This window comes from Nocardioides campestrisoli, assembly GCF_013624435.2.
GTDB classification, from domain to species: domain Bacteria; phylum Actinomycetota; class Actinomycetes; order Propionibacteriales; family Nocardioidaceae; genus Nocardioides; species Nocardioides campestrisoli.
Window position 1 is genome coordinate 3,578,420 of the sequence record NZ_CP061768.1, and the last position, 26,090, is coordinate 3,604,509.

General features: G+C 72.5%; 24 protein-coding genes. 6 read left to right on the forward strand and 18 right to left on the reverse strand.

From position 1 onward, the window contains the following. Positions 1-6 precede the first annotated feature (6 nt). The 12 genes from nuoK to H8838_RS16940 all read right to left on the reverse strand — a co-directional run bounded on the left by nuoK (position 7) and on the right by H8838_RS16940 (position 11,540). Positions 7-306 carry an NADH-quinone oxidoreductase subunit NuoK gene (gene nuoK / locus H8838_RS16885; protein WP_181311818.1) on the reverse strand — a complete coding sequence of 100 codons (300 nt, stop codon included), beginning with the start codon at positions 304-306 and terminating at the stop codon, positions 7-9. Further along, the gene (locus H8838_RS16890; protein WP_181311819.1) at positions 303-1,133 is read right to left on the reverse strand and encodes an NADH-quinone oxidoreductase subunit J; all 831 of its coding nucleotides are present in this window, start codon (positions 1,131-1,133) and stop codon (positions 303-305) included. The genes nuoK and H8838_RS16890 overlap by 4 nt, the downstream gene beginning before the upstream one ends. Beyond that, positions 1,130-1,705, reverse strand: a complete 576-nt coding sequence (gene nuoI / locus H8838_RS16895; protein ID WP_181311820.1) for an NADH-quinone oxidoreductase subunit NuoI — start codon at positions 1,703-1,705, stop codon at positions 1,130-1,132. Before nuoI ends, H8838_RS16890 begins: the two co-directional genes overlap by 4 nt. Beyond that, positions 1,705-3,069 carry an NADH-quinone oxidoreductase subunit NuoH gene (gene nuoH / locus H8838_RS16900; RefSeq protein WP_181312090.1) on the reverse strand — a complete coding sequence of 455 codons (1,365 nt, stop codon included), beginning with the start codon at positions 3,067-3,069 and terminating at the stop codon, positions 1,705-1,707. The genes nuoI and nuoH overlap by 1 nt, the downstream gene beginning before the upstream one ends. 23 nt (positions 3,070-3,092) lie before the next feature. Beyond that, on the reverse strand, positions 3,093-5,537 hold the full coding sequence (locus H8838_RS16905) for an NADH-quinone oxidoreductase subunit G (protein WP_185994537.1): 2,445 nt from the start codon (positions 5,535-5,537) through the stop codon (positions 3,093-3,095). Beyond that, complete coding sequence (nuoF, locus tag H8838_RS16910) at positions 5,534-6,853, reverse strand: NADH-quinone oxidoreductase subunit NuoF (RefSeq protein ID WP_224766211.1); 1,320 nt, start codon at positions 6,851-6,853, stop codon at positions 5,534-5,536. Before nuoF ends, H8838_RS16905 begins: the two co-directional genes overlap by 4 nt. After that, complete coding sequence (gene nuoE / locus H8838_RS16915) at positions 6,850-7,536, reverse strand: NADH-quinone oxidoreductase subunit NuoE (RefSeq protein WP_181311822.1); 687 nt, start codon at positions 7,534-7,536, stop codon at positions 6,850-6,852. Before nuoE ends, nuoF begins: the two co-directional genes overlap by 4 nt. Beyond that, the gene (locus tag H8838_RS16920; RefSeq protein ID WP_181312092.1) at positions 7,533-8,855 is read right to left on the reverse strand and encodes an NADH-quinone oxidoreductase subunit D; all 1,323 of its coding nucleotides are present in this window, start codon (positions 8,853-8,855) and stop codon (positions 7,533-7,535) included. The genes nuoE and H8838_RS16920 overlap by 4 nt, the downstream gene beginning before the upstream one ends. A gap of 35 nt (positions 8,856-8,890) precedes the next feature. Next, the gene (locus H8838_RS16925; RefSeq protein ID WP_181311823.1) at positions 8,891-9,703 is read right to left on the reverse strand and encodes an NADH-quinone oxidoreductase subunit C; all 813 of its coding nucleotides are present in this window, start codon (positions 9,701-9,703) and stop codon (positions 8,891-8,893) included. Next, positions 9,700-10,254, reverse strand: coding sequence for a NuoB/complex I 20 kDa subunit family protein (locus H8838_RS16930; RefSeq protein WP_181311824.1), 555 nt, complete (start codon positions 10,252-10,254; stop codon positions 9,700-9,702). Before H8838_RS16930 ends, H8838_RS16925 begins: the two co-directional genes overlap by 4 nt. Before the next feature lie 14 nt (positions 10,255-10,268). Then, positions 10,269-10,628, reverse strand: a complete 360-nt coding sequence (locus H8838_RS16935; RefSeq protein WP_181311825.1) for an NADH-quinone oxidoreductase subunit A — start codon at positions 10,626-10,628, stop codon at positions 10,269-10,271. Between the two features lie 222 nt (positions 10,629-10,850). Then, the gene (locus H8838_RS16940) at positions 10,851-11,540 is read right to left on the reverse strand and encodes a demethylmenaquinone methyltransferase (RefSeq protein WP_185994536.1); all 690 of its coding nucleotides are present in this window, start codon (positions 11,538-11,540) and stop codon (positions 10,851-10,853) included. Positions 11,541-11,671: 131 nt separating this feature from the next. Between H8838_RS16940 and H8838_RS16945 the strand changes: the two genes are divergently transcribed. Then, positions 11,672-12,955: an isochorismate synthase gene (locus H8838_RS16945; protein WP_185994535.1), complete on the forward strand. Its 1,284-nt coding sequence runs from the start codon at positions 11,672-11,674 to the stop codon at positions 12,953-12,955. A 13-nt stretch (positions 12,956-12,968) separates the two neighbouring features. On the opposite strand, the gene H8838_RS16950 is transcribed toward H8838_RS16945, so the two are convergent. After that, the gene (locus H8838_RS16950; RefSeq protein WP_185994534.1) at positions 12,969-13,610 is read right to left on the reverse strand and encodes an MBL fold metallo-hydrolase; all 642 of its coding nucleotides are present in this window, start codon (positions 13,608-13,610) and stop codon (positions 12,969-12,971) included. A gap of 143 nt (positions 13,611-13,753) precedes the next feature. Between H8838_RS16950 and H8838_RS16955 the strand changes: the two genes are divergently transcribed. Then, positions 13,754-14,989, forward strand: coding sequence for a glycoside hydrolase family 16 protein (locus H8838_RS16955; protein ID WP_181311828.1), 1,236 nt, complete (start codon positions 13,754-13,756; stop codon positions 14,987-14,989). A 96-nt stretch (positions 14,990-15,085) separates the two neighbouring features. On the opposite strand, the gene menD is transcribed toward H8838_RS16955, so the two are convergent. From menD to H8838_RS20300, 4 genes are read right to left on the reverse strand one after another with little or no spacing between them, the layout of a single operon-like run. Then, positions 15,086-16,699: a 2-succinyl-5-enolpyruvyl-6-hydroxy-3-cyclohexene-1-carboxylic-acid synthase gene (gene menD / locus H8838_RS16960; protein ID WP_185994533.1), complete on the reverse strand. Its 1,614-nt coding sequence runs from the start codon at positions 16,697-16,699 to the stop codon at positions 15,086-15,088. Beyond that, complete coding sequence (locus tag H8838_RS16965) at positions 16,696-17,652, reverse strand: o-succinylbenzoate synthase (protein ID WP_185994532.1); 957 nt, start codon at positions 17,650-17,652, stop codon at positions 16,696-16,698. The genes menD and H8838_RS16965 overlap by 4 nt, the downstream gene beginning before the upstream one ends. Beyond that, complete coding sequence (locus H8838_RS16970) at positions 17,649-18,692, reverse strand: AMP-binding protein (RefSeq protein ID WP_224766213.1); 1,044 nt, start codon at positions 18,690-18,692, stop codon at positions 17,649-17,651. The genes H8838_RS16965 and H8838_RS16970 overlap by 4 nt, the downstream gene beginning before the upstream one ends. A gap of 45 nt (positions 18,693-18,737) precedes the next feature. Then, the gene (locus tag H8838_RS20300) at positions 18,738-20,465 is read right to left on the reverse strand and encodes a M28 family metallopeptidase (RefSeq protein ID WP_191465659.1); all 1,728 of its coding nucleotides are present in this window, start codon (positions 20,463-20,465) and stop codon (positions 18,738-18,740) included. A gap of 139 nt (positions 20,466-20,604) precedes the next feature. On the opposite strand from H8838_RS20300, the gene H8838_RS16980 reads away from it, so the two are divergent. Together H8838_RS16980 and H8838_RS16985 are read left to right on the forward strand one after the other, a co-directional pair. Continuing rightward, positions 20,605-21,963, forward strand: coding sequence for an MFS transporter (locus H8838_RS16980; RefSeq protein WP_224766214.1), 1,359 nt, complete (start codon positions 20,605-20,607; stop codon positions 21,961-21,963). Positions 21,964-22,035: 72 nt separating this feature from the next. Continuing rightward, positions 22,036-23,550, forward strand: a complete 1,515-nt coding sequence (locus H8838_RS16985) for an HNH endonuclease signature motif containing protein (protein ID WP_185994530.1) — start codon at positions 22,036-22,038, stop codon at positions 23,548-23,550. A gap of 28 nt (positions 23,551-23,578) precedes the next feature. On the opposite strand, the gene H8838_RS16990 is transcribed toward H8838_RS16985, so the two are convergent. Further along, complete coding sequence (locus H8838_RS16990) at positions 23,579-24,295, reverse strand: AAA family ATPase (RefSeq protein WP_224766215.1); 717 nt, start codon at positions 24,293-24,295, stop codon at positions 23,579-23,581. A gap of 61 nt (positions 24,296-24,356) precedes the next feature. Between H8838_RS16990 and H8838_RS16995 the strand changes: the two genes are divergently transcribed. Together H8838_RS16995 and H8838_RS17000 are read left to right on the forward strand one after the other, a co-directional pair. Further along, the gene (locus H8838_RS16995; protein ID WP_185994528.1) at positions 24,357-25,187 is read left to right on the forward strand and encodes an acyl-CoA thioesterase domain-containing protein; all 831 of its coding nucleotides are present in this window, start codon (positions 24,357-24,359) and stop codon (positions 25,185-25,187) included. Further along, positions 25,184-26,074: a 1,4-dihydroxy-2-naphthoate polyprenyltransferase gene (locus tag H8838_RS17000; protein WP_185994527.1), complete on the forward strand. Its 891-nt coding sequence runs from the start codon at positions 25,184-25,186 to the stop codon at positions 26,072-26,074. The genes H8838_RS16995 and H8838_RS17000 overlap by 4 nt, the downstream gene beginning before the upstream one ends. Positions 26,075-26,090: the final 16 nt, after the last annotated feature.

The following is a 26,090-nucleotide window of genomic DNA, read 5'->3' on the forward strand; positions in this document are numbered from 1 at the left end:
ACCTCGTCAGTACTTCAGCAGGCTCGCGTCGTCGACCGAGGCCGAGCGACGGGTCCGGAAGATGGTCATGATGATCGCCAGGCCGATCACGACCTCGGCAGCAGCCACCACCATCACGAAGAAGGCGGCGATCTGTCCGTCGAGGTTGCCGTGCTGGCGGGCGAACGCCACCAGGGCCAGGTTGCACGCGTTGAGCATCAGCTCGACGCACATGAAGACCACCAGGGCGTTGCGCCGGGTCAGCACGCCGACCGCGCCGATGGTGAAGAGGATCGCCGACAGGGCGATGTAGGGGGTGAGGCTCATGCCCGGTCCTCCTCGGTGTGGGCCACGCCGGAGTCCTTGCCACCGGTCTCGGGCGCCTGACCGGGCGCCCGGCCCGGCGCGGTGCCCAGCTGGCGGGTGATCTCGTCGATGTCGTCGGCCATCGCCGGCGCGGAGCGGACCACGCCCCGGGCCTGCATGACCCGCGAGACCGAGAGGTCGGACGGAGTGCCGTCAGGCAGCAGGCCGGGGGTGTCGACCGCGTTGTGGCGGGCGTAGACGCCCGGCGCCGGGAGCGGCCCTGGGTGCTTGCCGGTCTCGGCGTAGTCGCGCATCCGCTGCGCCGCGAGGTCGGCCTGGCCGAGCTTGGGCGTGAGGCGCTCGCGGTGGGCCAGCACCATCGCGCCGAGGGCGGCGGTGATCAGCAGGGCGGCGACCGCCTCGAAGGCGAAGACGTAGCGGCTGAAGAGCAGGTCCGCGATCCCCTCGACGTTGCCGTCGGCGTTGGCCGCGTCCAGGCCGGTTGCCGCGCCCAGCGAGATCTGGCTGATCGCCAGCACCAGGACGACGCCCAGCAGCAGGCCGAAGATCGTCGCGACCAGACGCTGGCCCTTGATCGTCTCCACCACCGAGTCGCTGGCGTCGACGCCGACCAGCATCACCACGAAGAGGAAGAGCATCAGGATGGCGCCGGTGTAGACGATGATCTGGACCGCGAACAGGAACGGCGCCTCGAGGCCGAGGTAGAGCACCGCGAGGGACATCATCACCACGGCGAGCAGCAGGGCCGCGTGCACGGCCTTGCGCACGAACAGGATGCCCAGTGCCGCCAGCACCATGACCGGTGCCAGGACCCAGAAGCCGGTCACTTCTCCGCTCCCGTCGCTCCGAAGGTGCCCCGGTAGTAGTCGCCCTCGTCGTCGCCGAGCTGCATCGGGTGCGGCGGCTGCTCCATGCCCGGCAGCAGCGGGGCGAGCAGGTCGCTCTTCTCGTAGATCAGCGACTCCCGGGTGGTGTCGGCGAGCTCGTACTCGTTGGTCATGGTCAGCGCCCGGGTCGGGCACGCCTCGATGCACAGCCCGCACAGGATGCAGCGCAGGTAGTTGATCTGGTAGACGCGGCCGTACCGCTCCCCCGGGCTGTACCGCTCGCCGTCGGGGCCGTCGCTGTTGGACGCGCCCTCGACGTAGATCGCGTCAGCCGGGCAGGCCCAGGCGCACAGCTCGCAGCCCACGCACTTCTCGAGGCCGTCGGGCCAGCGGTTGAGCTGGTGCCGGCCGTGGAACCGCGGGGCGGTCGGCTGCTTGTCGAAGGGGTACTGCTCGGTGACGACCTTGCGGAACATCGTCCGGAAGGTGACGCCGAACCCGGCGACCGGGTCCCACAGCTGCTCCTTCAGGCTCTTGGAGCCCTCGTCGGACCCCGACTTCCTGGTAGCCATCAGCTCTCCTCACCAGCGTGGTCGGTCGTACGATTCGGGAAGGTCAGCGGCGCCGCGGCACCGCGCACGGCACCGCCGGCGGGCATCGGCGGGACCGGGAAGCCGCCGGTGAAGGCGTCCTGGTCCGCAGCCTGCCCCTCGTCCTCCTCCAGCTCGCTCCTGCTGGGCAGCAGGAACGCGCCGGCCAGGAGCACCAGGGCCAGGGCGAAGCCGATGAACAGGTAGTTGCGGTCGATGCCGTCGGGACCCGAGGCCAGGCGGATCGCGGCGACGCCGAGGATCCAGGCCAGGGAGATCGGGATCAGCCACTTCCAGCCGAGCGCCATGAACTGGTCGTAGCGCAGTCGCGGCAGCGTGCCGCGCAGCCAGATGAACAGGAAGATGAACAGGAACATCTTCCCGAAGAACCAGAGCACCGGCCAGTAGCCCTCGTTGGCGCCGTCCCACATCGAGAACGGGAACGGAGCACGCCAGCCGCCGAGGAACAGGGTGGTGGCGATCGCCGAGACGGTGGCCATGTTGATGTACTCGGCCAGGAAGAACATCGCGAACTTCATCGCCGAGTACTCGGTGTGGAAGCCGCCGACCAGCTCGCCCTCGGCCTCGGGGAGGTCGAACGGGGCGCGGTTGGTCTCGCCGACCATCGAGATCACGTAGATCACGAACGACGGCAGCAGGATCAGGCCGAACCAGCCGGGCACCGGCACGTCCACGCCGAACACGTCGACGTGGCCGCCGATCTGGGCGTCGACGATCTCCGAGGTCGACATGGAGCCGGCGTAGATGAAGACCGCGACCAGGGCCAGGCCCATGGCGATCTCGTAGGAGATCATCTGCGCGCTCGAGCGCAGGCCGCCCAGCAGCGAGTACGTCGAGCCCGAGGACCAGCCGGCCAGCACGATGCCGTAGATGCCGATCGAGGCGATGCCCAGCAGGAAGAGCACCGCGACCGGCATGTCGGTCAGCTGCAGCGGCGTGGTGATGTCGGTGAAGGGGACCTTCACCTCCGGGCCCAGCGGGATGACCGACCAGGTGACGAAGGCCGGGATCACCGCGATGAACGGCGCCGCGAAGTAGACGACCTTGTCCGCGGCCTTGGGGAAGATGTCTTCCTTGAACATCAGCTTGGTGCCGTCGGCGAGCGACTGCAGCAGGCCGAAGGGACCGTTGACGTTCGGGCCGATCCGGTGCTGCATCCGGCCGACGACGCGGCGCTCGAACCAGATGTTGAACAGGGTCAGCAGCACCAGGATCAGGAAGACCAGCACGGCCTTGACCAGCACCAGCCACCAGGGGTCCTGGCCAAAGGCGTCCAGCCCCCCGCCCTGCCCGCCCGAGACCTGGTCCTGCGCGGTGACCAGCATGCTCAGCGCAGTCGTCGTGGCACTCACCTGTCTGCTCCCTTCACGGTGACGCGGCTGCCGGGCGAGGCGACGTCGGCCAGCACACCACGCCCGAGCGAGCGGGCGGGCAGCCAGACGACGCCCTCGGGCAGGTCGGCCACCGCGACCGGCAGCGTGACGCTGCCGCGGTCGCCGGTGACCAGCACCTCGGCGGCGGCCGGGTCGGCCGTCCCGAGGATCCGGTCGAGGTCGGCCGCCGAGAGGCGGGCCACGGGCCGACGGCCGGCGGCGCGGTAGTGCACCTCGCCGTCCTGCATCGAGCCCAGGTCGACCAGCTGCTTCCAGGTGGCCAGGCGCAGCTCGCCCGCCACCGGCTCGGCCGGCGCGTCGACCGGGGCCGGGCCGAGCACGGGGCGCGGACCGTCCCAGGGGCCCAGCGTCGACATCTCGCTGCGCACCTCCTCGACCGTGCGGAAGCCGAGCGGGGCGTCGAGCTCCTCGGCGATCCCGGCCAGGACCCGCAGGTCCGGCAGGGAGCCGGGGTTGACGAAGACCCGGTCGAAGCTGCGCGGGCGGCCGTCCCAGGTGACGAAGGTGCCGGCCTTGTCGGTGACCGGCGCGACCGGGAAGACCACGTCCGCGTGCTCGGTGACGTCGGTGGCGCGCAGCTCGAGCTGGACGACGAACCGGGCGGCGGCCAGCGCCTCGCGGAACAGCGCCGGGTCGGCCGTGTCGTCGGGGTCCACGCCGCCGACCACGAGGCCGCCGAGCTCCCCGGCGGCCAGCGCCGCGAGGATCCCGTCGCCGTCGCGGCCGATCTCGGCGGGCAGGGAGTCGATCCCCCAGGCCGTGGCCACGTCGACCCGGGCGCCGGCGTCGGCGACCGGGCGGCCGCCGGGCAGCAGGGTGGGCAGGCAGCCGGCCTCGACCGCACCGCGGTCACCCGCACGCCTCGGGACCCAGGCCAGCCGGGCCCCGGTGATCCGGGAGAGCTCGACCGCGGCGGTGAGCGCCCCGGGGGTCGCGGCGAGCCGCTCCCCCACCAGGATCACGCCGCCGCCGTCGAGGGCGACCTGGCCGTCGTCGGCCAGGGCGCGCAGGGCCTGCGCCTCCTCGCCGGGGGCGGTGCGGACCAGGTGGCCGTCGAGCTTGGCCAGTCCGCGGGAGGTGAACGGGGCGACCGAGACCACGCGGGTGCCGGCCTTGCGGACCGCCTTGCGCAGCCGCAGGAAGATCGTGCCGGCCTCGTCCTCGGGCTCCAGCCCGGCCAGCACGACGACCGAGGCCTTGTCGAAGTCGGCGTACGTCACGCCACCGTCCTCGTGGCTGGTCAGCACCACCTCGGAGGCCAGGAAGTCGGCCTCCTCGGTCGAGTGCGGACGGGCGCGGAAGTCAATGTCGTGCGTGCCGAGGGAGACCCGGGCGAACTTCGCGTAGGCGTAGGCGTCCTCCGCGGTCAGCCGACCACCGGTGAGCACCGCCGAGCCGCCGGCCGCAGCCAGCCCGCGGGCGGCGACGGTGAACGCCTCGGGCCACGAGGCGGGGCGCAGCTCGCCGGTCTCCTCGTCGCGCACCTGGGGGTAGGTGAGCCGGTCGTCCTGCCGGGCGTAGTGGAAGCCGAAGCGGTCCTTGTCGGTGATCCACTCCTCGTTGACCTCGGGGTCGTTGCCCGAGAGCCGGCGCACCACGCGGCCGCGCCGGTGGTCGATGCGGATGGCGGAGCCGCACGCGTCGTGCTCGGCGACGCCCGGCACCGAGACCAGGTCGAAGGGACGGGAGCGGAACCGGTAGTCGGCGCTGGTCAGCGCGCCCACCGGGCAGATCTGGATGGTGTTCCCGGCGAAGTAGCTCTGGAACGGCTCACGCTCGTAGATGCCGACCTGCTGCAGCGCGCCACGCTCGATCAGCGCGATGAACGGGTCGCCGGCGATCTCGTTGGAGAAGCGCGTGCAGCGGGCGCACAGGATGCACCGCTCGCGGTCGAGCAGCACCTGGGCGGAGATGTTGATCGGCTTGGGGTAGGTCCGCTTGATCCCGCCCTGGGCGGAGAACCGGGACTCGCCGCGGCCGTTGGACATCGCCTGGTTCTGCAGCGGGCACTCGCCGCCCTTGTCGCAGACCGGGCAGTCGAGCGGGTGGTTGATGAGGAGCTGCTCCATCACCCCCTGCTGGGCCTTGTCGATGGCCTCGGAGGTCAGCTGGGTCCGGACCTCCATGCCCTCGGAGACCACCAGGGTGCAGGAGGCCTGCGGCTTCATCCGGCCGGGCGGCCCCTGCATCTGCCGCATCGACCCGTCGGGGCCGGGCATGGCCACCTCGACCAGGCACTGCCGGCAGGCGCCAGCCGGGGCCAGCAGCGGGTGGTCGCAGAACCGCGGGATCTGGATCCCGACCTGCTCGGCGGCGCGGATCACGAGCGTGCCCGGAGGCACGCTGACCGCGATCCCGTCGATGGTGAGGTTGACCAGCTCGGTGGTGACCTGGGTCATGCGTGCGCTCCTGCGGGTGCGAAGAGGGTGGAGGCAGCGGGGTCGAGGGGGCACCCACCGGAGGTGAGGTGGGCGAGGTACTCGTCCCGGAAGTACTGGATCGAGGACTGCACCGGGCTCACCGCGCCGTCGGCCAGCGCGCAGAACGAGCGGCCCAGGATGTTGTCGCACTGGTCGAGCAGCTGGTCGAGGTCGGCCTCGGTGCCCTCGCCCTTCTCCAGGCGGGCCAGCACCTGCACCAGCCACCACGTGCCCTCGCGGCAGGGCGTGCACTTGCCGCACGACTCGTGCTTGTAGAACTCGATCCAGCGCAGCGTCGCGCGGACCACGCAGACCGTCTCGTCGAAGATCTGCAGCGCCCGGGTGCCGAGCATCGAGCCGGCCGCGCCGACGCCCTCGAAGTCCAGCGGGACGTCGAGGTGCTCGGCGGTCAGCAGCGGCGTCGAGGAGCCGCCCGGGGTCCAGAACTTCAGCGCGTTGCCGTTCCGCATGCCGCCGGCCAGGTCGATCAGCTCGCGCAGGGTGATGCCCAGCGGCGCCTCGTACTGACCCGGACGGGCGACGTGGCCCGAGAGGCTGAAGATGCCGAAGCCCTTGGAGCGCTCGGTGCCCATCGAGGCGAACCAGGCGGGGCCGTTCGCGATGATGCTCGGCACCGAGGCGATCGACTCCACGTTGTTGATCACCGTGGGGCTGGCGTAGAGACCGGCGACCGCGGGGAACGGGGGGCGCAGCCGCGGCTGGCCGCGACGGCCCTCCAGGGAGTCGAGCAGTGCGGTCTCCTCGCCGCAGATGTACGCGCCGGCGCCGGCGTGCACGACCAGCTCGAGGTCGTAGCCCGAGCCGTGGATGTTGGTGCCGAGGTGACCGGCCAGGTAGGCCTCCTGCACGGCCCGCTGGAGCCGGCGGATCACGTGCAGCACCTCGCCGCGGACGTAGATGAAGGCGTGGTTGGCCCGGATCGCATAGGCGCTGATGATCACGCCCTCGATCAGCGTGTGCGGGCTGGCCATCATCAGCGGGATGTCCTTGCACGTGCCCGGCTCGGACTCGTCGGCGTTGACCACCAGGTACTTCGGGTTCGGGTTGTCCTGGGGGATGAACCCCCACTTCATGCCCGTCGGGAAGCCCGCGCCGCCTCGGCCCCGCAGCTGGGAGTCCTTGACCGCGGCCACGACCTCGTCCTGGGCCATCCCGAGCGCCTTGTCCAGGGCGCGGTAGCCGCCCTGGCCCTCGTAGGCCTCCAGGGTCCAGGACCGCTCGTCGCCCCAGTTGGCGGTGAGCACCGGGGTCAGGGTGTCGATCTGCTCGCTCACTTGTCGTCCACCTTCGCTTGCGGGGCGCTCCAGCCGTGCTGGGCCGCGACCTCGCGGCCGGCCAGGGAGGCGGGTCCGGCTGACGGGCCCTCGTCGGCGAGGCCGTCGTTGAAGCCGGCCAGCACCCGCTCGGCCTGCCGCCAGGTGCAGATCTTCGGCCCGCGGGTGGAGCGGACCTCGCGGCCGGCGCGCAGGTCGTCGACCAGCTGCACCGCGGACTCCGGGGTCTGGTTGTCCATGAACTCCCAGTTGACCGTCATCACCGGGGCGTAGTCGCACGCCGCGTTGCACTCGATGTGCTCCAGCGAGACCGTCGCCTCGTCCTCGGGCCGCTTGGGGGCGGTCTCGTCGTTGCCGACGTCGAGGTGCTCCTTGAGCCGCTCCAGGATCTGGTCGCCGCCCATCACCGCGCACAGGGTGTTGGTGCACACCCCCACGTGGTAGTCGCCGACCGGGCGACGCTTGTACATCGTGTAGAAGGTCGCGACCCCGCTGACCTCGGCCGCGGTGATGCCCAGGACCTCGGCGCAGGCCTCGATCCCCTCGGGGGTGATCCGGCCCTGCGCCGACTGCACCAGGTGCAGCATCGGCAGCAGGCCCGACCTGGGCTGGGGGTAGCGGGCGGCGATCTCACGCAGCTCCGCCATCGTCTGGTCGTCCAGACGCGGCTCGGTGTGGCTCATCGGTCCACTCCTCCCATCACGGGGTCGATCGAGGCGATCGCGACGATGACGTCCGAGACCATGCCGCCCTCGGACATCACGCTGGTGCCCTGCAGGTTGACGAACGACGGGTCGCGGAAGTGCGCGCGGAACGGGCGGGTCCCGCCGTCGGAGACGATGTGCGCGGCCAGCTCGCCGCGCGGGCTCTCGACCGGCACGAACGCCTGGCCGGGCGGCACCCGGAAGCCCTCGGTGACCAGCTTGAAGTGGTGGATCAGCGCCTCCATCGACTCGCCCATGATGTGGCGGATGTGGTCGAGGCTGTTGCCCATCCCGTCGCTGCCGATCGCCAGCTGGCTGGGCCAGGCGATCTTCTTGTCGCCCACCATCACCGGGGCGCCGTCGAGCTTGGCCAGCCGGTCGGCGCACTGCTCGACGATCCGCAGGGACTCCCACATCTCGTTGAGCCGCACCCGGAACCGGCCGTAGGCATCGGCGGTGTCCCAGGTCTGGACGTCGAACTCGTAGTCCTCGTAGCCGGAGTACGGCTGGGTCTTGCGCAGGTCCCAGGCGTAGCCGGTGGCGCGCACCGGGGGCCCGGTGATGCCGAGCGCCAGGCAGCCGGCCAGGTCGAGGTGACCCACGCCCTCCAGCCGGCCCCGGAAGATCGGGTTGGCGTTGCAGAACGCGGCGTACTCGGGCAGCCGCTTCTTCATCAGGGCGATGAACGCCCGGATGTCGTCCAGGGCGCCGGCGGGCAGGTCCTGCGCGACCCCGCCGGGACGGATGAACGCGTGGTTCATCCGCAGCCCGGTGATGGTCTCGAACAGGTCCAGCACCAGCTCGCGCTCACGGAAGCCGACGGTCATCACGGTGAGCGCGCCGATCTCCATGCCGCCGGTGGCCACGGCCACCAGGTGGGAGGAGATGCGGTTGAGCTCCATCAGCAGGACCCGCATGACCTGGGCCTTCTCGGGGATCTCGTCCTCGATCCCCAGCAGCCGCTCGACGCCCAGGCAGTAGGTGGCCTCGTTGAAGAACGGGGAGAGGTAGTCCATCCGGGTGCAGAAGGTGACGCCCTGCACCCAGGAGCGGAACTCCATGTTCTTCTCGATGCCGGTGTGCAGGTAGCCGATGCCGCAGCGGGCCTCGGTGACCGTCTCGCCCTCGAGCTCGAGGATGAGCCGGAGCACGCCGTGGGTCGACGGGTGCTGCGGGCCCATGTTGACGACGATGCGCTCCTCGGCGCCTTCGCCGAGGCCCTCGGTGATCGAGTCCCAGTCCTGGCCGGTCACGGTGAAGACCTTGCCCTGGCTGGTCTCCGCACCCTGGGCATACATGTCCTGGGCGTTGACGTCGTTCTCGGTGGTAGCCATCAGTTGTAGGACCTCCGCTGGTCCGGCGGCGGTACGGAGCCGCCCTTGTATTCCACGGGGATGCCGCCCAAGGGGTAGTCCTTGCGCTGGGGGTGACCCGGCCAGTCGTCGGGCATCAGGATCCGGGTCAGGGCCGGGTGGCCGTCGAAGATGATGCCGAACATGTCCCAGGTCTCGCGCTCGTGCCAGTCCGCGGTCGGGTAGACCGGGACCACGGACGGCAGGTGCGGGTCCGCGTCGGCGAGGGAGACCTCGACCCGCACGCGGCGGTTGTGGGTCATCGAGAGCAGGTGGTAGACGACGTGCAGCTCACGGCCGGTGTCGTCCGGGTAGTGCACCCCGGAGATCGAGGAGCAGAGCTCGAACCGGAGCTTCTCGTCGTCACGGAAGGCCTGCATCACGGCGACGACGTCCTCGCGCCGGACGTGGAAGGTGATCTCGCCGCGGTGGATGACCACCCGCTCGACCGGGGAGACGTCCAGCCCGGCGGCGGTCAGCCGCTCGGCCAGCGCGTCGGCGACCTCGTCGAACCAGCCGCCGTAGGGCCGGGACGCGGCACCCGGGAAGACCGTGGGCGAGACCAGGCCGCCGAAGCCGCTGGTGTCGCCGCTGCCCGCGGTGCCGAACATCCCCCGGCGCACGCCGACCGCGCGCTCCTCGGTGGTGGCCGGGGGCAGCAGGCCGCCCTCGCCACGCTCGCCGCTCTCGCCCGGGGCGTTGACCCGGTCCTCGCGCGCCTGGGTCTCCGGGGTGTCCCGGGTGACCTCGACGTTCTCCGCGGAGCCGAACTCCTTCTTGTCGTCCGCGCTCATCGCAGCAGGCCTCGCATCTCGGAGGTGGGCAGGGCGCGCAGCGCGTCGTTCTCCTGCTGCTCGATCTCGGCCAGGCGGTGCTTGCCCATCTTGGTGTGCTGCACCTTGTCCTGGAGCTTGAGGATCGCGTCGATCAGCATCTCCGGCCGCGGCGGGCAGCCGGGCAGGTACATGTCGACCGGGACGACGTGGTCGACGCCCTGGACGATCGCGTAGTTGTTGAACATGCCGCCGGAGCTGGCGCACACGCCCATGGCGAGCACCCACTTGGGCTCGGGCATCTGGTCGTAGATCTGGCGCAGGACGGGGGCCATCTTCTGGCTCACCCGGCCGGCCACGATCATCAGGTCGGCCTGCCGGGGGCTCGCCCGGAAGACCTCCATGCCGAAGCGGCCCAGGTCGTACTTGGGGCCGCCGCTGGTCATCATCTCGATGGCGCAGCACGCCAGGCCGAAGGTCGCGGGCCAGAAGGACGACTTGCGCATCCACCCCGCCAGTCCCTCGACGGTGGTGAGCATGACGCCGCTCGGGAGCTTGTCCTCAATGCTCATCAGTCAGTCCTCCCTCAGTCCCAGTCCAGTCCGCCACGACGCCACTCGTAGGCGTAGACGATGGTCACGTTGATCAGGAAGAGCGCGACGGCCGCGAAGCCGAACCAGCTCAGCTGGTCGAAGTAGACCGCCCACGGCACGAGGAACATGATCTCGACGTCGAAGACGATGAAGGTCATCGCGATCGTGTAGTACTTCACCGGGAAGCGGCCGCCGCCCACGGGCTGCGGCGTCGGCTCGATACCGCACTCGTAGGAGTCGACCTTGACCCGGTTGTAGCGCTTGGGACCCAGGACCGAGCTGAGCCCGATCGAGAGGACCGCGAAGCCGGCCGCGATCGCGGCCAGGAACAGCACCGGTGTGTAGAGCTCCATCGCGCCTGCACCTTTCCTTCCCATGCGGGTCGGCACCGCGAGATCAACGTCACAGTTGTGCGTTTGTGAATCTCTTCACGAGTGCCCGACTGCGTCAGTGTAGGCACCTTCCGCGACCAAGTCACACACCGGGGTGCGGGCCTGTGATCCAGCCCCTGACCTGGGCATTTAACGCACCCGGACGTGTCCTAAATGCGACGACCCGGGGGCCCGGAGGGTCGCTCAGGCGGTGGCGCGGTGCAGCGCCACGATCCCGCCGCTCAGGTTTCGCCACTGTGAGTCCCGCCACCCGGCCTCACCGACCATCGCGGCCAGCCCGGCCTGGTCGGGCCAGGCGCGGATCGACTCGGCGAGGTAGACGTAGGCGGCCGGGCTGGAGGAGACGCCGCGGGCGATCGCCGGCAGCGCCTTCATCAGGTACTCCAGGTAGAGCGTGCGGAACGGGCCCCAGGTCGGGTGGCTGAACTCGCAGACCACCAACCGGCCGCCGGGCCGGGTCACCCGGCGCATCTCGGCGAGCCCGGCCAGCGGGTCGACGATGTTGCGCAGGCCGAAGGAGATGGTGACCGCGTCGAACGTGCCGTCCGCGAACGGCAGCCGGGTCCCGTCGCCGGCGGTGAACGGCAGCTGGGGCCGCGCCTGCTTGCCCACCCGGAGCATGCCGAGGGAGAAGTCGCACGGCACCACCGTGGCGCCGGCCTCCGCGAACGGCAGGCTGGAGGTCCCGGTGCCGGCGGCCAGGTCCAGGACGCGCTCACCCGGCCGAGGCGCGACGGCGTCCAGGACCTCCCGGCGCCAGCGCCGGTCCTGGCCGAGGGAGAGGACGTCGTTGGTCAGGTCGTAGCGACGCGCTACGGCGTCGAACATCCGCTGGACGTCGGAGGGCTGCTTGTCGAGTTCTGCACGGGCCACAGACGGGAGCCTACGCAGGACCGGGGCGCGCCGCGCCCAGCGGCCGGCGCGCCGCAGCAGCGTTCTGCCCGTCGGCGGTCGGGCCCCCCACCGTCCCCCGGCCCTTCCAGGCACGGCGGTAGTCTCACCGGGTGAGCACCAGCACGACTTTCCCGGCGTCCGGTCCCTCCACCGGCGACCCGCTGGTCGTGCGGACCGTCGAGCTGGACCCGTCGGCCGTCGACGCCCTGCTCTCGGTGCTGCCCGACGATCGCCCGGTCTCCTGGCTGCGCAAGGGCGAGGGCCTGGTGGGCTGGGGCGTGGCCGCCGAGGTCCGCACCCAGGGCGCCACCCGGTTCTCCGACGCCGACAAGTGGTACGCCGAGCAGGTGGCCCGCGCCCGGGTGCACGACGAGGTCGAGGAGCCGGGCACCGGCCTGGTCTGCTTCGGCTCCTTCGCCTTCTCCGACGAGCCGGGCGACTCCGTCCTGGTGATCCCCTCGGTGATCGTCGGCCGGCGCGGCACCACGACCTGGTGCACCACGGTCACCACGGGCGAGGTCGCCGGGCAGCCCGAGACTCCCCCGCTCGAGGTCGCCGTACCTCCGCGGGCACCGGCCACCGTGGACTTCGCCGACGGTGCGCTCGACAGCGAGCAGTGGATGTCGGTGGTCGCCGACGCGGTGGCCCGGATCCAGCAGGGCGACCTGGAGAAGGTGGTGCTGGCCCGCGACCTGCTGGCGATCGCCTCGGAGCCGGTCGACGTCCGCTGGCCCCTGACCCGGCTCGCCGCGCAGTACCCGATGTGCTGGACCTTCCACGTCGACGGGTTCTTCGGCGCCACCCCCGAGATGCTGGTGCGGCGCGAGCGCGGCCTGGTCACCTCGCGGGTGCTGGCCGGCACCATCCGCCGCACCGGCGACGACGAGCGGGACCTCGCCCTGGCGGCGACCCTGGCGCGCAGCTCCAAGGACCTGGAGGAGCACGAGTACGCCGTGCGCTCGGTCGCCGACGCGCTGGAGCCGCACTGCTCGTCGATGAACGTGCCGGAGTCCCCGTTCGTCCTGCACCTGCCCAACGTGATGCACCTGGCCAGCGACGTGGCCGGGGTGGTCCACGACGCCGAGACCGTCACCTCGCTCCAGCTCGCCGAGTCCCTGCACCCCTCCGCGGCCGTGGGCGGGACGCCCACCCCGGTGGCGACCGCGCTGATCACCGAGATCGAGCAGATGGACCGGGAGCGGTACGCCGGCCCGGTCGGCTGGATGGACGCCTCCGGCGACGGCGAGTGGGGCCTGGCCCTGCGCTCGGGGCGCGTCGAGGGCCGCGAGGTGCGCCTCTTCGCCGGCTGCGGGATCGTGGCCGACTCCGACCCGGAGGCTGAGCTCGCGGAGTCCCAGGCCAAGTTCGTGCCGGTCCGCGACGCCCTCTCCTGACGCCGGCCGGTCTCTAGAGCACCAGGTCCTCCCCGGCCGCCAGCCGGGACCAGGCCAGGCCGCGCGGGCCGTTGAGCCGCTCCATGTGGCCGTCGACGATGCCCGAGCCCGCCTCGGAGTAGATGGCCTCGTGGATCGCCAGGTTGCGCGGCGCGCCCACCTCCCGCACGAAGTCCACGGCCTCGCTCAGCTTGAGCCACGGTGCCGAGGCGGGAGCACAGAGCACGTCGACCGGCTCGCCGGGCGCGATCAGCGCGTCGCCGGGGTGGTAGACCCGGGTGCCCCCGAGGTCGACCAGGTAGCCGGAGTTGTGCACCCGCGGCAGGTCCGGGTGGATCACCGCGTGCTCGCGCCCGACCACGCGCACCGGGACGCCCAGGTCCAGGAGCTCCTCGGGGGCGACCACCCGGGTGCGCTCGACCAGGTCCGGCGCCTCGTCACGGATCCTGGCGGCCACCGAGTCGATGGTGACGATCGGCGCCCGGGCCGCGCGCAGGTGGTCGGGATGGAAGTGGTCGGGGTGCTCGTGGGTGACCAGCACCGCGGTCGCACGCGCCACCGCCTCGACCTCGGTGAAGACTCCCGGGTCCAGGACCAGGACGGCGGGGCCGTGCTCGAGCCGGACGCAGCTGTGGCCGAACTTCGTGATCCGCACCCTGGTCAGGCTAGGCACGAGCCGGGGGTTGCGCCAGTGGCCCGGGAAGCACGAGGTTGTCGGGACATCGGGATAGCCTGGGCGCCGTCGTCGCCGATGGGGGGCGGCACTCGACCACACACCTACGCCCGAACAGGACACCCATGTCTGGACGTCGCATCGTCGCCGCCACGGCCGCAGCCCTGCTGCTGCCCGCCGCGGCACTCGTCACCACCTCCGCCAGCTCCGCCAGCGAGCCGGGCGTCTCCGACCGTGACTCCTCGGCGAGCACCGCGGTCGCGGCTCGCAAGAAGAAGAAGGCCAACGCCAAGATCAAGATCTCGGTCCTGCCGCAGATCGCGCAGTACGGCAAGAAGCCGGCCAGCCCCGACGCCGCGAAGGCGGTCGTCGAGGTGCAGGTCAAGCCGCTCAAGCGCGCGCGCAACAAGAAGGTCGTGCTCCAGGCCAAGGTCGGCTCCTCGTGGAAGAAGGCCGGCAAGGGCAAGACCGACAAGCGCGGCCGCACCCAGATCCTGACCTCCGCCACCCGCGGCGGCCAGCCCGTCGAGTACCGGGTGAAGCTCGGCAACAGCACCTCGAAGTCGGCCAGCACCGCCGCGTGGCTCGCGCCGAACTTCACCGACGGCTTCGACGGCTCCACCCTGAGCCCGTCCTGGACGCACCGCATCCCGACGTACAACGCCGAGGGCAACCGCCTCTGCTCGCGCGGCGGCCCGGAGGCCGTCAGCGTCGGCGGCGGCACCGTGCGCCTCAGCGTGATCAAGGACCCGGCGCGCAGCGACAAGTGCGTCGCCAAGCGCGGCGGCAAGGTGGCCGGCAAGTTCTCCTACCGCCTCAACGGCCACATCTCCACCGAGAACTCCTACAGCTTCAAGTACGGCATCGCCGCCGCGCGGATGAAGTTCCCCAAGGCCCGCGGCCAGCACAGCTCGTTCTGGATGCAGCCGGCCGAGCACGTCTCCGGTGCCACCGACCCGAAGCTGACCGGCGCCGAGATCGACGTCATCGAGCACTTCGGCAAGGGCTCGGGTCCCAAGGACTCGATGGGCCTGACCAGCTTCACCTACCACTGGGCCAAGGGCGGCCAGCGGATCAAGACCGGTAACTGGCTGAAGAACGTCAACCAGTACAAGGCCAACAAGAACGACGACTGGTTCAAGGCGTACCACGTGTTCTCCGTCGAGTGGACCCCCAAGCAGTACATCTTCCGGATCGACGGCAAGGAGACCTGGCGCAGCAACCGCGGCGTCTCCGGCCAGCCGCAGTACCCGATCCTGTCGCTGCTGAGCTCGGACTACGAGCTGAACCAGCTCGGCAACGAGAAGAAGCTGCCGCAGCACATGTTCGTCGACTGGATCCGGGTCTGGGAGACCAACTGACCCAGGTCCGGCCTCGGTCGGCCCAGCACCACCGACGCCCCGTCCTCCTCACCGGAGGGCGGGGCGTCGTCGTTCCTGCACCGTGCCCGAACCTGCTCAGTCCTCCGTCAGGGCTCGGATCCGCGCGTCCAGCGCACGGCGGTTGTCGCGGCGTACCCGCGCCTCCACCACCTCGACCCCGCCGGCGGGCTGGGCCAGCGCGTGCTCCAGCTCGGCCAGCGACTCCACCCGCCAGTGCGGCGTCCGGGTGGCCGCGCACCAGGCGGCCAGGTCGACGCCGTGCGGGGTGCCGAAGAGCTGCTCGAACCGGTCCCCGTAGGACTCCGCCCCCTGCTCCAGCATGGTGAAGATCGAGCCGCCGTCGTCGTTGACCACCACCAGGGTCAGGTCCGGCCGGGTCTCGGCGGGCCCCAGCACCAGTCCCCCGGCGTCGTGCAGGAAGGTCACGTCGCCGAGGAGCGCGAGGTTGCGGGACGCCGGGCCGCGCGTCAGGGCGGCGCCGACGGCGCTGCTCACCACGCCGTCGATCCCGGCCAGCCCGCGGTTGGCCAGCACCTTGCGCCTGGCCCCCACCTGCCAGCGGGGCACCATCAGGTCCAGGTCGCGGATCGGGCTGGAGGCGCCCACCCACAGCAGGCCGCCGGGCGGCAGGGCGCGGGCGACGGCACCGGCCACCTCGTACGGCGTGAGCTCGGGCTCGGCGGCGAGCAGGGCATCGAGGCGACGTCCCCGCTCCGCGTCGGCCGCCCACCACTGCGCCAGCCACTCCGCGTTCGCCTCGTCGGGGCCCTCGACCCGCAGCGCGGGGGCGGAGCGGGCGACCGCGAAGGGCCGCTCCTGCCACCGCTCGTCCGGGTCGACGTCCCAGATCTCCACGTCCTCGCGGGCCAGCAGGCGGGTGACCGGCCGGGAGAGCGTCGGGTGCCCGAAGACCACCACCCGCTCGATGCCGGCGGCCAGCGGCGAGTCGAGCAGCAGCCGGTAGGTCCGCAGCGCGTGGGTGCCGGTCCGCGCGCCCGAGCTGGGCTCGGCGAGCAGCGGCCAGCCCGCCTGCTCGGCGAGCACCCGGGCCGGCGGGCCGGCGTCGTCGCCGGCCACCACCACGGTCCGCGGGCCCAGCGGGAGCTGCTCGGCCCGCTCCGCCAGGGCGCGCCAGGCGTGCTCGGCCGGGGGCGGGCCGGCCACCAGGGAGGGCTGCCACCGGTCGGGAGGCAGCAGCGGCTCGTCGAGCTGGACGTTGAGGTGGACCGGCCCCGGTCGCTCCCGGGTGAGCAGGTCGCGCGCCGCGGCGAGGTCCTGGCCGGCCGCCAGGTCCAGCACGGGGACGCCGGGCAGCAGGCCCACCTGGTCGGTGGTCTGGTTGGCGCTGGTGCCGCGCAGCCGCAGCGGCCGGTCGGCGGTGACCGCGACGAGCCGGACGCCCGCGTGCCTGGCCTCCAGGACGGCGGGAGCCAGGTTGGCCACCGCCGTGCCCGAGGTGCAGAAGACCGCGGCCGGACGGCCCGAGGACTTGGCCGCGCCCAGTGCGGTGAAGGCCGCGCTCCGCTCGTCGACCCGGGTGTGCAGCCGGAGCAGGCCGGCGGCCGCGGCGTCGTGCAGGGCGAAGGCCAGCGGGGCGTTGCGGCTGCCCGGGCTGAGCACGGCCTCGACCACGCCCGCCTCGACCAGCGTCGCGACCACGTCCCGGGCCAGTGCGGTGGAGCTGTTCACGACGTCCCTTCCTCGGAGAGCTGCTGGACTGCGGCGAGCCGCTCCCGCCAGGCGGCCTCCCGCTCCGGCGGTGCGGCCAGCCGGGCGAGCGCCTCGGGGTCGATCCGGACCGGGCGCACCGGGAGCATCCCGTCGCGCGGCAGCAGCGGCTCGGTGACCACGTCGTCGGTGAGCAGCTGGACCGTCGCCAGGCCGCACGCGTGCTCCAGGGAGGGCAGGGCGGCGGCCAGGGCGACCCCGGCGGCGATCCCCACACTGCTCTCCAGCGCGGAGGAGACGACCACCGGCAGCCCGATCTCCTCGGCGATCCGCAGGCACGCGCGGACCCCGCCCAGCGGCTGGACCTTGAGCACCGCCACGTCGGCGGCCTCCAGGTCGCGCACCCGGTAGGGGTCCTCGGCCCGCCGGATCGACTCGTCCGCGGCGATCGGCACGTCGACCCGACGGCGTACGAGAGCCAGCTCCTCGACCTCGGCGCACGGCTGCTCGACGTACTCCAGGCCTCCGGCCGCCCGGTCCAGCAGGGGGATCCGGGCCACCGCCTCCTCGACGCTCCACAGCCCGTTGACGTCGATCCGGACCCGGCCGCCCGGCCTGAGCGCGTCCCGGACCGCCTCGACCCGAGCCTGGTCGTCGGCCAGGGACTGCCCAGGCTCGGCGACCTTGACCTTGGCGGTGGTGCAGCCGCCGGCGCGCACGATCTCGTGGGCCCGCTGCGGGCCGACCGCGGGCACCGTCACGTTGACCGGGACCTCGGAGCGCACCGGCGCGGGCCAGTCCCCGGCCGCTGCCTCCTCGGCGCACCGCAGCCACGGCTCGGCGACCGCCGGCGGGTACTCCAGGAACGGGCTCCACTCCCCCCACCCGCGCTCGCTCTCGAGCAGCGCGCCCTCGCGGACGGTGATGCCACGGAACCGCGTGCGCATCGCGATGGCGTAGACGTGCATCCTCATGCCTGGTCCTCCTCGTCGCTCACCGCTGCCCGGAGCCGCTGCCGGTCCACCTTGCCGTTGTCCAGCAGCGGCCACGTGGTGACCGGCACCAGCTGGCGCGGGGCCCACGAGCGGGGGTGGCGCTCGCCGACCCAGTCGCGCAGGGCGGCCAGCGTCGGCTCCGCGCCCGGCGCGGCCTCCACCCAGGCCACCACCCGCTGGCCCCACTCCGGGTCCGGGACGCCGAGCACCTCGGCCCGCTCGACCGCGGGGTGCTCCCGGAGCCGGGCCGCGACCGCGGGCAGCGGCACGTTGACCCCGCCGGAGACGACCATGTCGTCGAGCCGGCCGAGCACCTGGAGCCGCCCGTCGTGGTCGAGCCGGCCGGCGTCGGCGGTCACGTACCAGCCGTCGACCAGCGTGGCGGCGGTGAGCTCGGGGTCGTCGGCGTAGCCGTCGAAGAGGGTGGGCCCGCCGAGCCGGACCCGGCCGTCGGTGCCCAGGGAGAGCGCCACTCCGTCGAGCGGGACACCGTCGTAGACGCAGCCGCCGGCGGTCTCCGAGGCGCCGTACGTCGTGACCACCCGGATGCCCGCGCGGTCGGCCTCCTCGCGCAGGGCCGGGTCCAGGCCGGCGCCGCCGACCAGCACGGCCCGCATCGCGGCCAGGGCCTCGACGTCCGCGGGGGTGCGCACCATCCGGTGCAGCTGGGTCGGGACCAGGGAGGTGTACGCCGCGGGGCCGTCGTCGTCGGCCCACGCGCCCAGGACCGGCGGGTGCCCGGCCAGCAGGGAGCGGACCACCACCTGGACCCCGGCGACGTAGCCCGACGGCAGCACCAGCGCCCAGCGGCCCTCGCCACCCAGCCGTCGGGCGCTGGCCCGCGCGGAGGCGAGCACCGCCTCCCGGGAGAGCAGCACCCGCTTCGGTGTCCCGCTCGACCCCGAGGTCGTCAGCTCCAGCCGGGGCGGCTCCGGGTCGGCGAGCCACTGGGACAGCTGGGCCACCGCAGTCGCGGGATCAGGCGACGGGACCAACGGGGAGGGGGACGTGCGGGTCACCCCCGCACGCTATCCCCTCCCCGTCGGTGCCGAATCAGTGCCGGATCAGTGCGCCGGCAGGTGGTGCGCGTGGTCGTGGCCGCCGTCGTGCGGGGCCCGGAGGCCGGAGCGCGGGCTGGCGCCCTCGCCGCGACGGGTGCGGTCGTCACGCTTGCCCACCCCGTTGACCGTCCAGGTGGACCGGGCGTAGGTGTGCACGGCGTGCGCGATCGCGTCGGAGTTGGCGTCCAGGGCCTTGTTGCTCACGTTGCCCAGGTCGTCGCACTCCGCGTGGTAGCACTCGTCGAACGCCACGCCCGCCGTCCCGCCGAAGGCAGCGGCCAGCTCGGGGGTCTTGATCCCCTCGGCGCCGGTGAACAGACCGCCGGAGGCGATCCCCTCGGCGATGAACGGGCCGTAGTCGCTGCGCCCGGAGAAGGCGGTCTCCGCCGACTCCAGCCCGGCGTCCTCGAAGTGCTCGTGGAAGAGCGCCTCGATCGCGTCGGAGCCCTCGGGGCCGACCGCGCCGTCCGGGAAGGCGGCGGAGTTGTCGCCGTCGTAGACGAAGAGCGCGTAGTTGGGCGAGCCGATCATGTCGAAGTTGAGGTAGAGAGCGATCTCCTCGAGCGTGTCCGGGTCGTTCTCGACCAGGTCGGCCACGTAGTGCTCGGCACCGAGCAGCCCCTTCTCCTCCGCACCCCACCAGGCGAACCGGACCTGGTTCTTGGGCTTGGTCTTCGTCTTGGCGAGCTGGACGGCGACCTCGAGCAGGCCGGCGCTGCCGCTGCCGTTGTCGTTGATGCCCGGGCCCTCCACCACGCTGTCGAGGTGGGCGCCGGCCATCACCACGTTGTCGCTGCGGCCCTGGCGGGTCTCGGCGACCACGTTCCAGGTCGGGCGGATCTCCGACTCGGTGCTGGCCGAGAGGGTGACGGTCGCGCCCTCGGCCAGCGACTGACCGATCGCGAAGCTGGTGCCGACCGACGGGACCGTGCCGACCGGGCCGCCCAGGGTGCCGGCGAACACGTCGGTGGCCCCGGGGGTGCCGGTGTTCATCAGGATGACGCCGGCCGCGCCGGCGTTCTGGGCGTTGACCACCTTGTCTCCGAACGGGCAGGTGCCGCGGCGGACCAGGGCGATGTTGCCGGCGGTGAAGCCGGCGAAGTCGGTGGCCTCGCAGCCGCTGGTGGAGCCGGTCACGTTCCCCAGGTTGAGGTCGACCGCCTGCACCGGCGCGGTGACCGACCCGGAGCCGGAGTAGTCCATCAGCGCGTAGTCCTGGTCCTCGACGAAGGTCCTCGCCGTGGGCGCGGTCTGCGCGAAGGTGGTCGGCCCGGTGACCTGGAAGAAGGCAAAGTCGAACTTCTGCACCTGCGGCCGGTAGCCGGCCTGGCGCAGGGTGCGGACGACGTAGTCGCGCGAGGCGCGGTAGCCCGGGGTGCCGGAGGCGCGGTTGCCGTCGTTCTGGTCGGCGATCCGCTGGAGGGCGACGAGGTGGTTGCGCACCCCGCGCAGGGTGACGGCCTTCTGCAGCGCACGGGAGGACTTGTCCGCACCGGGCTTGGGCTTGTGCTTGCCCGGCTTGTTCTTCCCCGGCTTGTGCTTGCCGTGGTGCTTGCCCTTGTCCTTGCCGGGTTTCTGGGTCTGGTGCTGGGCGGAGTCACGGTTCCGCTCGGCGCCGGCGGTGGCCGGGGCGGCGAGCGCGGAGCCCGCGAGGGCCACGGTGGCGAGGGCGGCGGTGGCCGCCCCCGCGCGCCGACGCCAGGTCGGCAGGCTCTTCGATCGGTCGTTCACGGTGGTCAACCTTTCCCGAAAGGCACGGTGGACCAGACCACCGCGTCCCGGACATCTGAGCGGCGCCCCGACGACCGTGTCAAGGGTCACGCCGGAAAATGCGGCGACAGTGGCGGCTGCGCAGGACAAGATGTCGCTGGTGTCGTCGTCCTCCCCCTCCCGCACCCGGCGGCTCGTCCGATCGCTCCGGCCACCGTCACGGCTCGCCGGGCGGCTCGCGGTGCAGAACCTGCTGTTCGCCCTCGGCGACGGCATCTTCATGACCGGCTCCCTGGTCTTCTTCACCGAGGTCGTGGGCCTGACCTTCACCCAGGTCGGCCTCGGTCTCACGCTCGGCGGCGTCGCCGCCTTCGTCGCAGCCCTGCCGATGGGCCGCCTGGTCGACCGGTTCGGCCCCAAGCGGATGTGGGCGCTCAGCGCCGCCGGGCAGGCGGCGACCTTCGCGCTCTGGCCGTTCATCGACGACTTCGCGGGCTACCTGGCGATGGCGATCACGATGGAGGTGCTCGGCGCCCTGGGCGGGGCCGCGCACGGGGCCTACACGATCGACGTCCTGCCCGCCGCGGAGCGGGTGATCTCGCGGGCGTACATGTACTCGGCGCTCAACGCCGGCTTCACCCTGGGCGCCCTGCTCGGCGGCGTCGCCCTGGCCGCCGAGTCCAACGACCTGGTCCGCGCGATCCCCTGGGTCACCGCGGTCGTCTTCGCCGTCAACTGCGCGTTCATCCTGCGGCTGCCCAACGCCTCCCACGACGACCGCACGCCCGAGGAGCGCAAGGTGAAGGTGCCCGGCCCCGGGCCGCTGCGCAACCCGGGCTGGCTGGGGGTCGGGTTCTTCGGCGGCGTGCTGTGGACCAACCAGGTGCTGCTCCACCTGGTCATCCCGGCCTGGCTGCTCGGGCAGACCGACGCGCCCCGGGCCCTGGTGGCCGTGCTGCTCGGCACCAACACCGTGATGTGCATCCTGCTGCCGATGGCCGCGGCCCGCGGCATCCACGACATCACCACGGGCCTGCGCGGGATCCGGATCTCGGCGGGCTGGTTCGTCCTCGCCTGCGTGATCACGATCCTCACCCACTCCACGGCGGGCTGGGCGACCATCGCGCTCCTGCTGCTGGGGCACGTGGCGCTGACCGGCGCCGAGCTCTACCTCTCCGCGGCGAGCTGGTCCTTCGAGGCGGACCTGATGGACCCGCGACGCCGGGGCGAGTACCAGGGCGTCTCCGAGCTCACCGGGACCCTGGGCCGGGTCTGGGCGCCGGCGGCGTACATGTTCCTGGCGATGAGCTGGGGCACCGGCGGCTGGCTGGTGATCGCCCTGGTCATCCTGGTGGCCAGCCTCGGCATCCACCCGTCGGCACGGGCTGCGGAGAGGTTCCTGGACCGGCACGGACCCGGGCCCGACGAGCAGTCGCCAGTCCCGGATGCCGACCCGGGTGTGGTGCCGGCGCCGCTGCTCACGCGGCCCGAGGCCTCGCCTCTCGGGCAGTCCGACTGATCCTCTGACTGGTTCATCCACAGGGCGAGAACGGGCCTGGTGTTCGAACATGTGTTCGAGCAGAATGGGGGCATGAGCACTCCTGTCACCTCCGAGCCTCGCGCGATGATCGCCCGGGTACGCCGGGCGCGCGCGGCCGCGGTCACCGCCGAGGTCGAGCTCTTCGTGCTGGCCGCGGAGTGGGCGGACGCGCATCCCGAGGTGGCGGTCCCCCACCCCGCCGGGTGCTCTTCCGACGAGCGCTGCCCGGCCGGGTGCGCGCCGGACATCGGTGACCCGTCCGTGGGCGACCACGCCGGCGGGTGCGCGGGGCCGTGCCCGGACGACCCTGAAGGGTTCTCCGACCCGCTGATCCCGTCCTGGTCCTGGTCGGCGGCCGCGCCGCTCGGCGCCGCCCTGGGCCGCACCACCCACGCCGCCCGCCTGCTGATCCGCGACGCCCTGATCGTCCGGCACCGGCTCCCCCGGATCTGGGCACGCGTGCTCGCGTGCCAGGTCGAGCCCTGGCGGGCGCGGCGGATCGCCAAGGCCGTGGTCGGCCGGCCGCGCGACGTCTCGGACTGGCTGGACGACCACCTCGCCCCGGTCGCGCACACCGTGGGTCCCCAGGTGCTGGACCGGCTGGTGGACGAGGCCATGCTCCGCCTCCACCCCGAGGAGCGCGAGCAGGCCCAGCTCGATGAGCTCGACCGGCGCCACGCCACCCTGCACCCGGACTCGATCAACGACTCCGCCATCGCCGAGATGACCCTGCGCGCCGACTGGAAGGACCTCGCCGACTTCGACCGGACGCTGAGCCAGGTGGCCGCCGCGCTGGCCGACCTCGACCGGCTCGCAGGACTCCCCGGCGACAGCCTCGACGTACGCCGCGCCCGGGCCGTGGGCATCCTCGCCGACCCCGCGCAGGCCCTCGCGCTGCTCGACGAGGCCCAGGGCACGGGAGGCACTGGAGGCACGGGAGGCACGGGAGGCACCGTCGACCGGCCGCTCCGCAAGCGGATCCAGCTGGTCCTGCACGTCACCCCCGACCACCTCGCCGGTCGCGACCCGGTCGCCCGCAACGGCACGCTCAGCCGCGCCGAGCTCGACCAGACCGTCCGGGACTGGTGCGGCCGGACCGACACCCACCTCACCGTCCTGCCGGTCCTCGACCTGGCCGACCACACCGCCACCGAGGCCTACGAGGTCCGCGGCCGGACCCGCGAGCGGGTCGACCTCATCACCGGGACCTGCGTCTTCCCCTGGTGCGCCCGACCGGCCAGGCTCTGCGACCACGACCACGTGGTCCCGCACGAAGGCGGCGGGTCGACCTGCGAGTGCAACCTCGCGCCGCTGTGCCGCCACCACCATCGGCTCAAGACCCACGCGGGATGGAGCTACACCCCCGTGGAGACCGGCCGCTGGCTCTGGTCGGACCCGCACGGGCAGCAGTTCCTCCGGGACCACACCGGCACCCTCGACGTCACCCCGCACGAGCCGACTGACCGCGGACAGCACCGCCGGGCAGCCACGGGCTCGCCACCCACGGCCCCGCCGGGCTGCCGGGTGCCCGCGGCGAGGTCGCCGGGGGTGAGGTCGTGGAGGTGATATCGCCGAGGTGACACAGTCCCCCCCGCTACAGGTGCCGCAGGTAGCGCTCCGGCGCGTCGAGGAACCGGCGCCAGTGCTGGACCAGCTCGAGGTCGGCCCACGCGGCCTCGCGCAGCCCCCACTCCCCGACCTCGAGGATCCGCGCGCCGGGCATCGCCGCGAGCACCGGCGAGTGGGTGGCGCAGAGCACCTGACCGCCGGTGGCCACGACCCGCTGGAGCACCGCGATCAGGCCCAGGGTGGAGGAGAAGGAGAGCGCCGCCTCAGGCTCGTCGAGGCAGAAGAAGCCCTTGGAGTCGAAGCGGGACTCCAGGACCGCGAGGAACGACTCGCCGTGACTCATCTCGTGGAAGGAAGGCTCTCCGTCCCTGGGGTTCTCCTCCAGGTAGGAGTACCAGCCGTGCATCGTCTCGGCCCGGAGGAAGAACCCCCACCGGCTCGCGGCCAGCCCTCGTCGGAGGACGAGCGCCATGCCCAAGGGCGACTCGGAGACCCGGGTGGAGTGCCGGCTGCCCGTGGAGCCACCCTCGGGAGAGAGCCCGTAGGCCTGGGCGATCCCCTCGACGAGGGTGGACTTCCCGGACCCGTTCTCCCCGACCAGGAAGGTCACCCCGGGTGCCAGGTCCAGGCCCTCCCGCACCAGCTGCGCCACGGCCGGAAGATCGAACGGCCAGGCCTGCAGGGCCGCCGGGTCGTGGGCCTCCACCTCCACACGGCGTACCGGCGTCGGGGCGAAGTCCACGGCCGACACGGTATCCCCCGCCGAATGGGTGCGCCCTCGCGCCGCCTGCTTCAATCCTCTGGTGGAACTGGCCTTCTTCCGTCTCGACGGCGACCGACTCGTCCCCCTCGACCTCGCGCGCAGCATGTGGCGCGACGACCAGATGCACGGGCTGGCGGTCAGCGGGGCGCTCGGACGCGCGATCGAGGCCCGTGGCCTGGCAGCCGGCCGGTCCGAGCTGGTCCCGGCGCGCTACACCGTCGACCTGTTCAAGGCGGCCACGATGGAGCCCTGCCACGTGGAGACCGCGGTGGTCCGGGACGGTCCCCGACTGCTGCTGATCGACGCGGTGCTGCGCCAGGGCGGCGAGCCGGTCGCCCGGGCCAGCGCCGTGCTGCTGCGGCGCACCGCGGTCCCGGACGGTGAGGTCTGGTCCCCGGACGACGTCCCGCAGCCGCCACCGCTGGAGATCGCCCCGGACTCCGACGTGCCGCACATCCCGTTCTTCCACAGCGACGCGGGCTGGTCCCAGGACTTCGGGCAGCACCAGAACGCCTCCCGCAAGCAGACGTGGCAGACCGCGGTCCCGGTCGTGCTCGGCGAGCAGGCCACGCCCTTCGTGGCTGCGGCGAGCATCGCCGACGCGACCAGCCTGGTGACCAACTGGGGCACCGAGGGCGTGCAGTACATCAACACCGACATCACCCTGTCGATCTCCCGGCCGCCGGCCGGGGTGCAGCTCGGACTGCTGGCCACCGACCACCACGCCAGCGACGGCGTCGCCGTCGGCTCGGCCACCGTCTACGACCGCCAGGGCCCGTTCGGGGTGGCGACGGTGACCGCGCTGGCCAACAGCCGCCGGACCGTCGACCTCTCCGACGGCATGACCTACCAGCGAGGCCCGAAGCAGTGAGCACTTCCACGCCCCGCCCCACCCTCGCCGACTGGGTCGCCGGCGCCCGGCTCCGCACCCTGCCTGCCGCGGTCGCACCGGTGCTCGCCGGCACCGGCGTGGCGACGTACGCCGACGGCCTGGTCTGGTGGAAGGCGCTGCTCGCCCTGGTGGTCAGCCTGGCGCTCCAGGTGGGGGTCAACTACGCCAACGACTACTCCGACGGGATCCGCGGCACCGACGAGGACCGGGTCGGGCCGATGCGCCTGGTCGGCTCGGGCCGGGCGGCCCCGGGTGCGGTCAAGCGCGCCGCCTTCGCCTGCTTCGGCGTCGCGGGCGTGGCCGGTCTGGTGCTGGCCGCGACGACGGCCTGGTGGCTGGTCGCGGTCGGCGTGGTCTGCATCGTCGCCGCCTGGTTCTACACCGGCGGGAAGAAGCCGTACGGCTACCTGGGGCTGGGCGAGGTGATGGTCTTCGTCTTCTTCGGCCTGGTCGCCGTCATCGGCACCACCTACGTGCAGACGCAGACCTGGGAGTGGCCCGCCCTCTACGCCGGGGTCGGGATGGGGGCGTTGGCCTGCGCCATCCTGGTGACCAACAACCTGCGTGACATCCCCACCGACCGCGAGGTGGGCAAGATGACGCTCGCGGTGCGGCTGGGCGAGGAGCGCACGCGCTGGTTCTACGTGCTGCTGGTGCTGGCCGCCGCCTGCTCGGTGGTGGCGATCGCGGCCGCCACCTCCTGGCTGGTGCTCTGCGCGCTGGCGTTCGTGGTCCCGATGCTGCCTGCCGTCCGTACGGTGCTCAGCGGCGCCCGCGGACCCGCGCTGATCCCGGTGCTCGCCCAGACCGGCTCGGGCCAGCTGTGGTGGGCCGGCCTGGTCGTGGTCTTCCTGCTCGCACCCTGACCGGCCCGCGCGCACC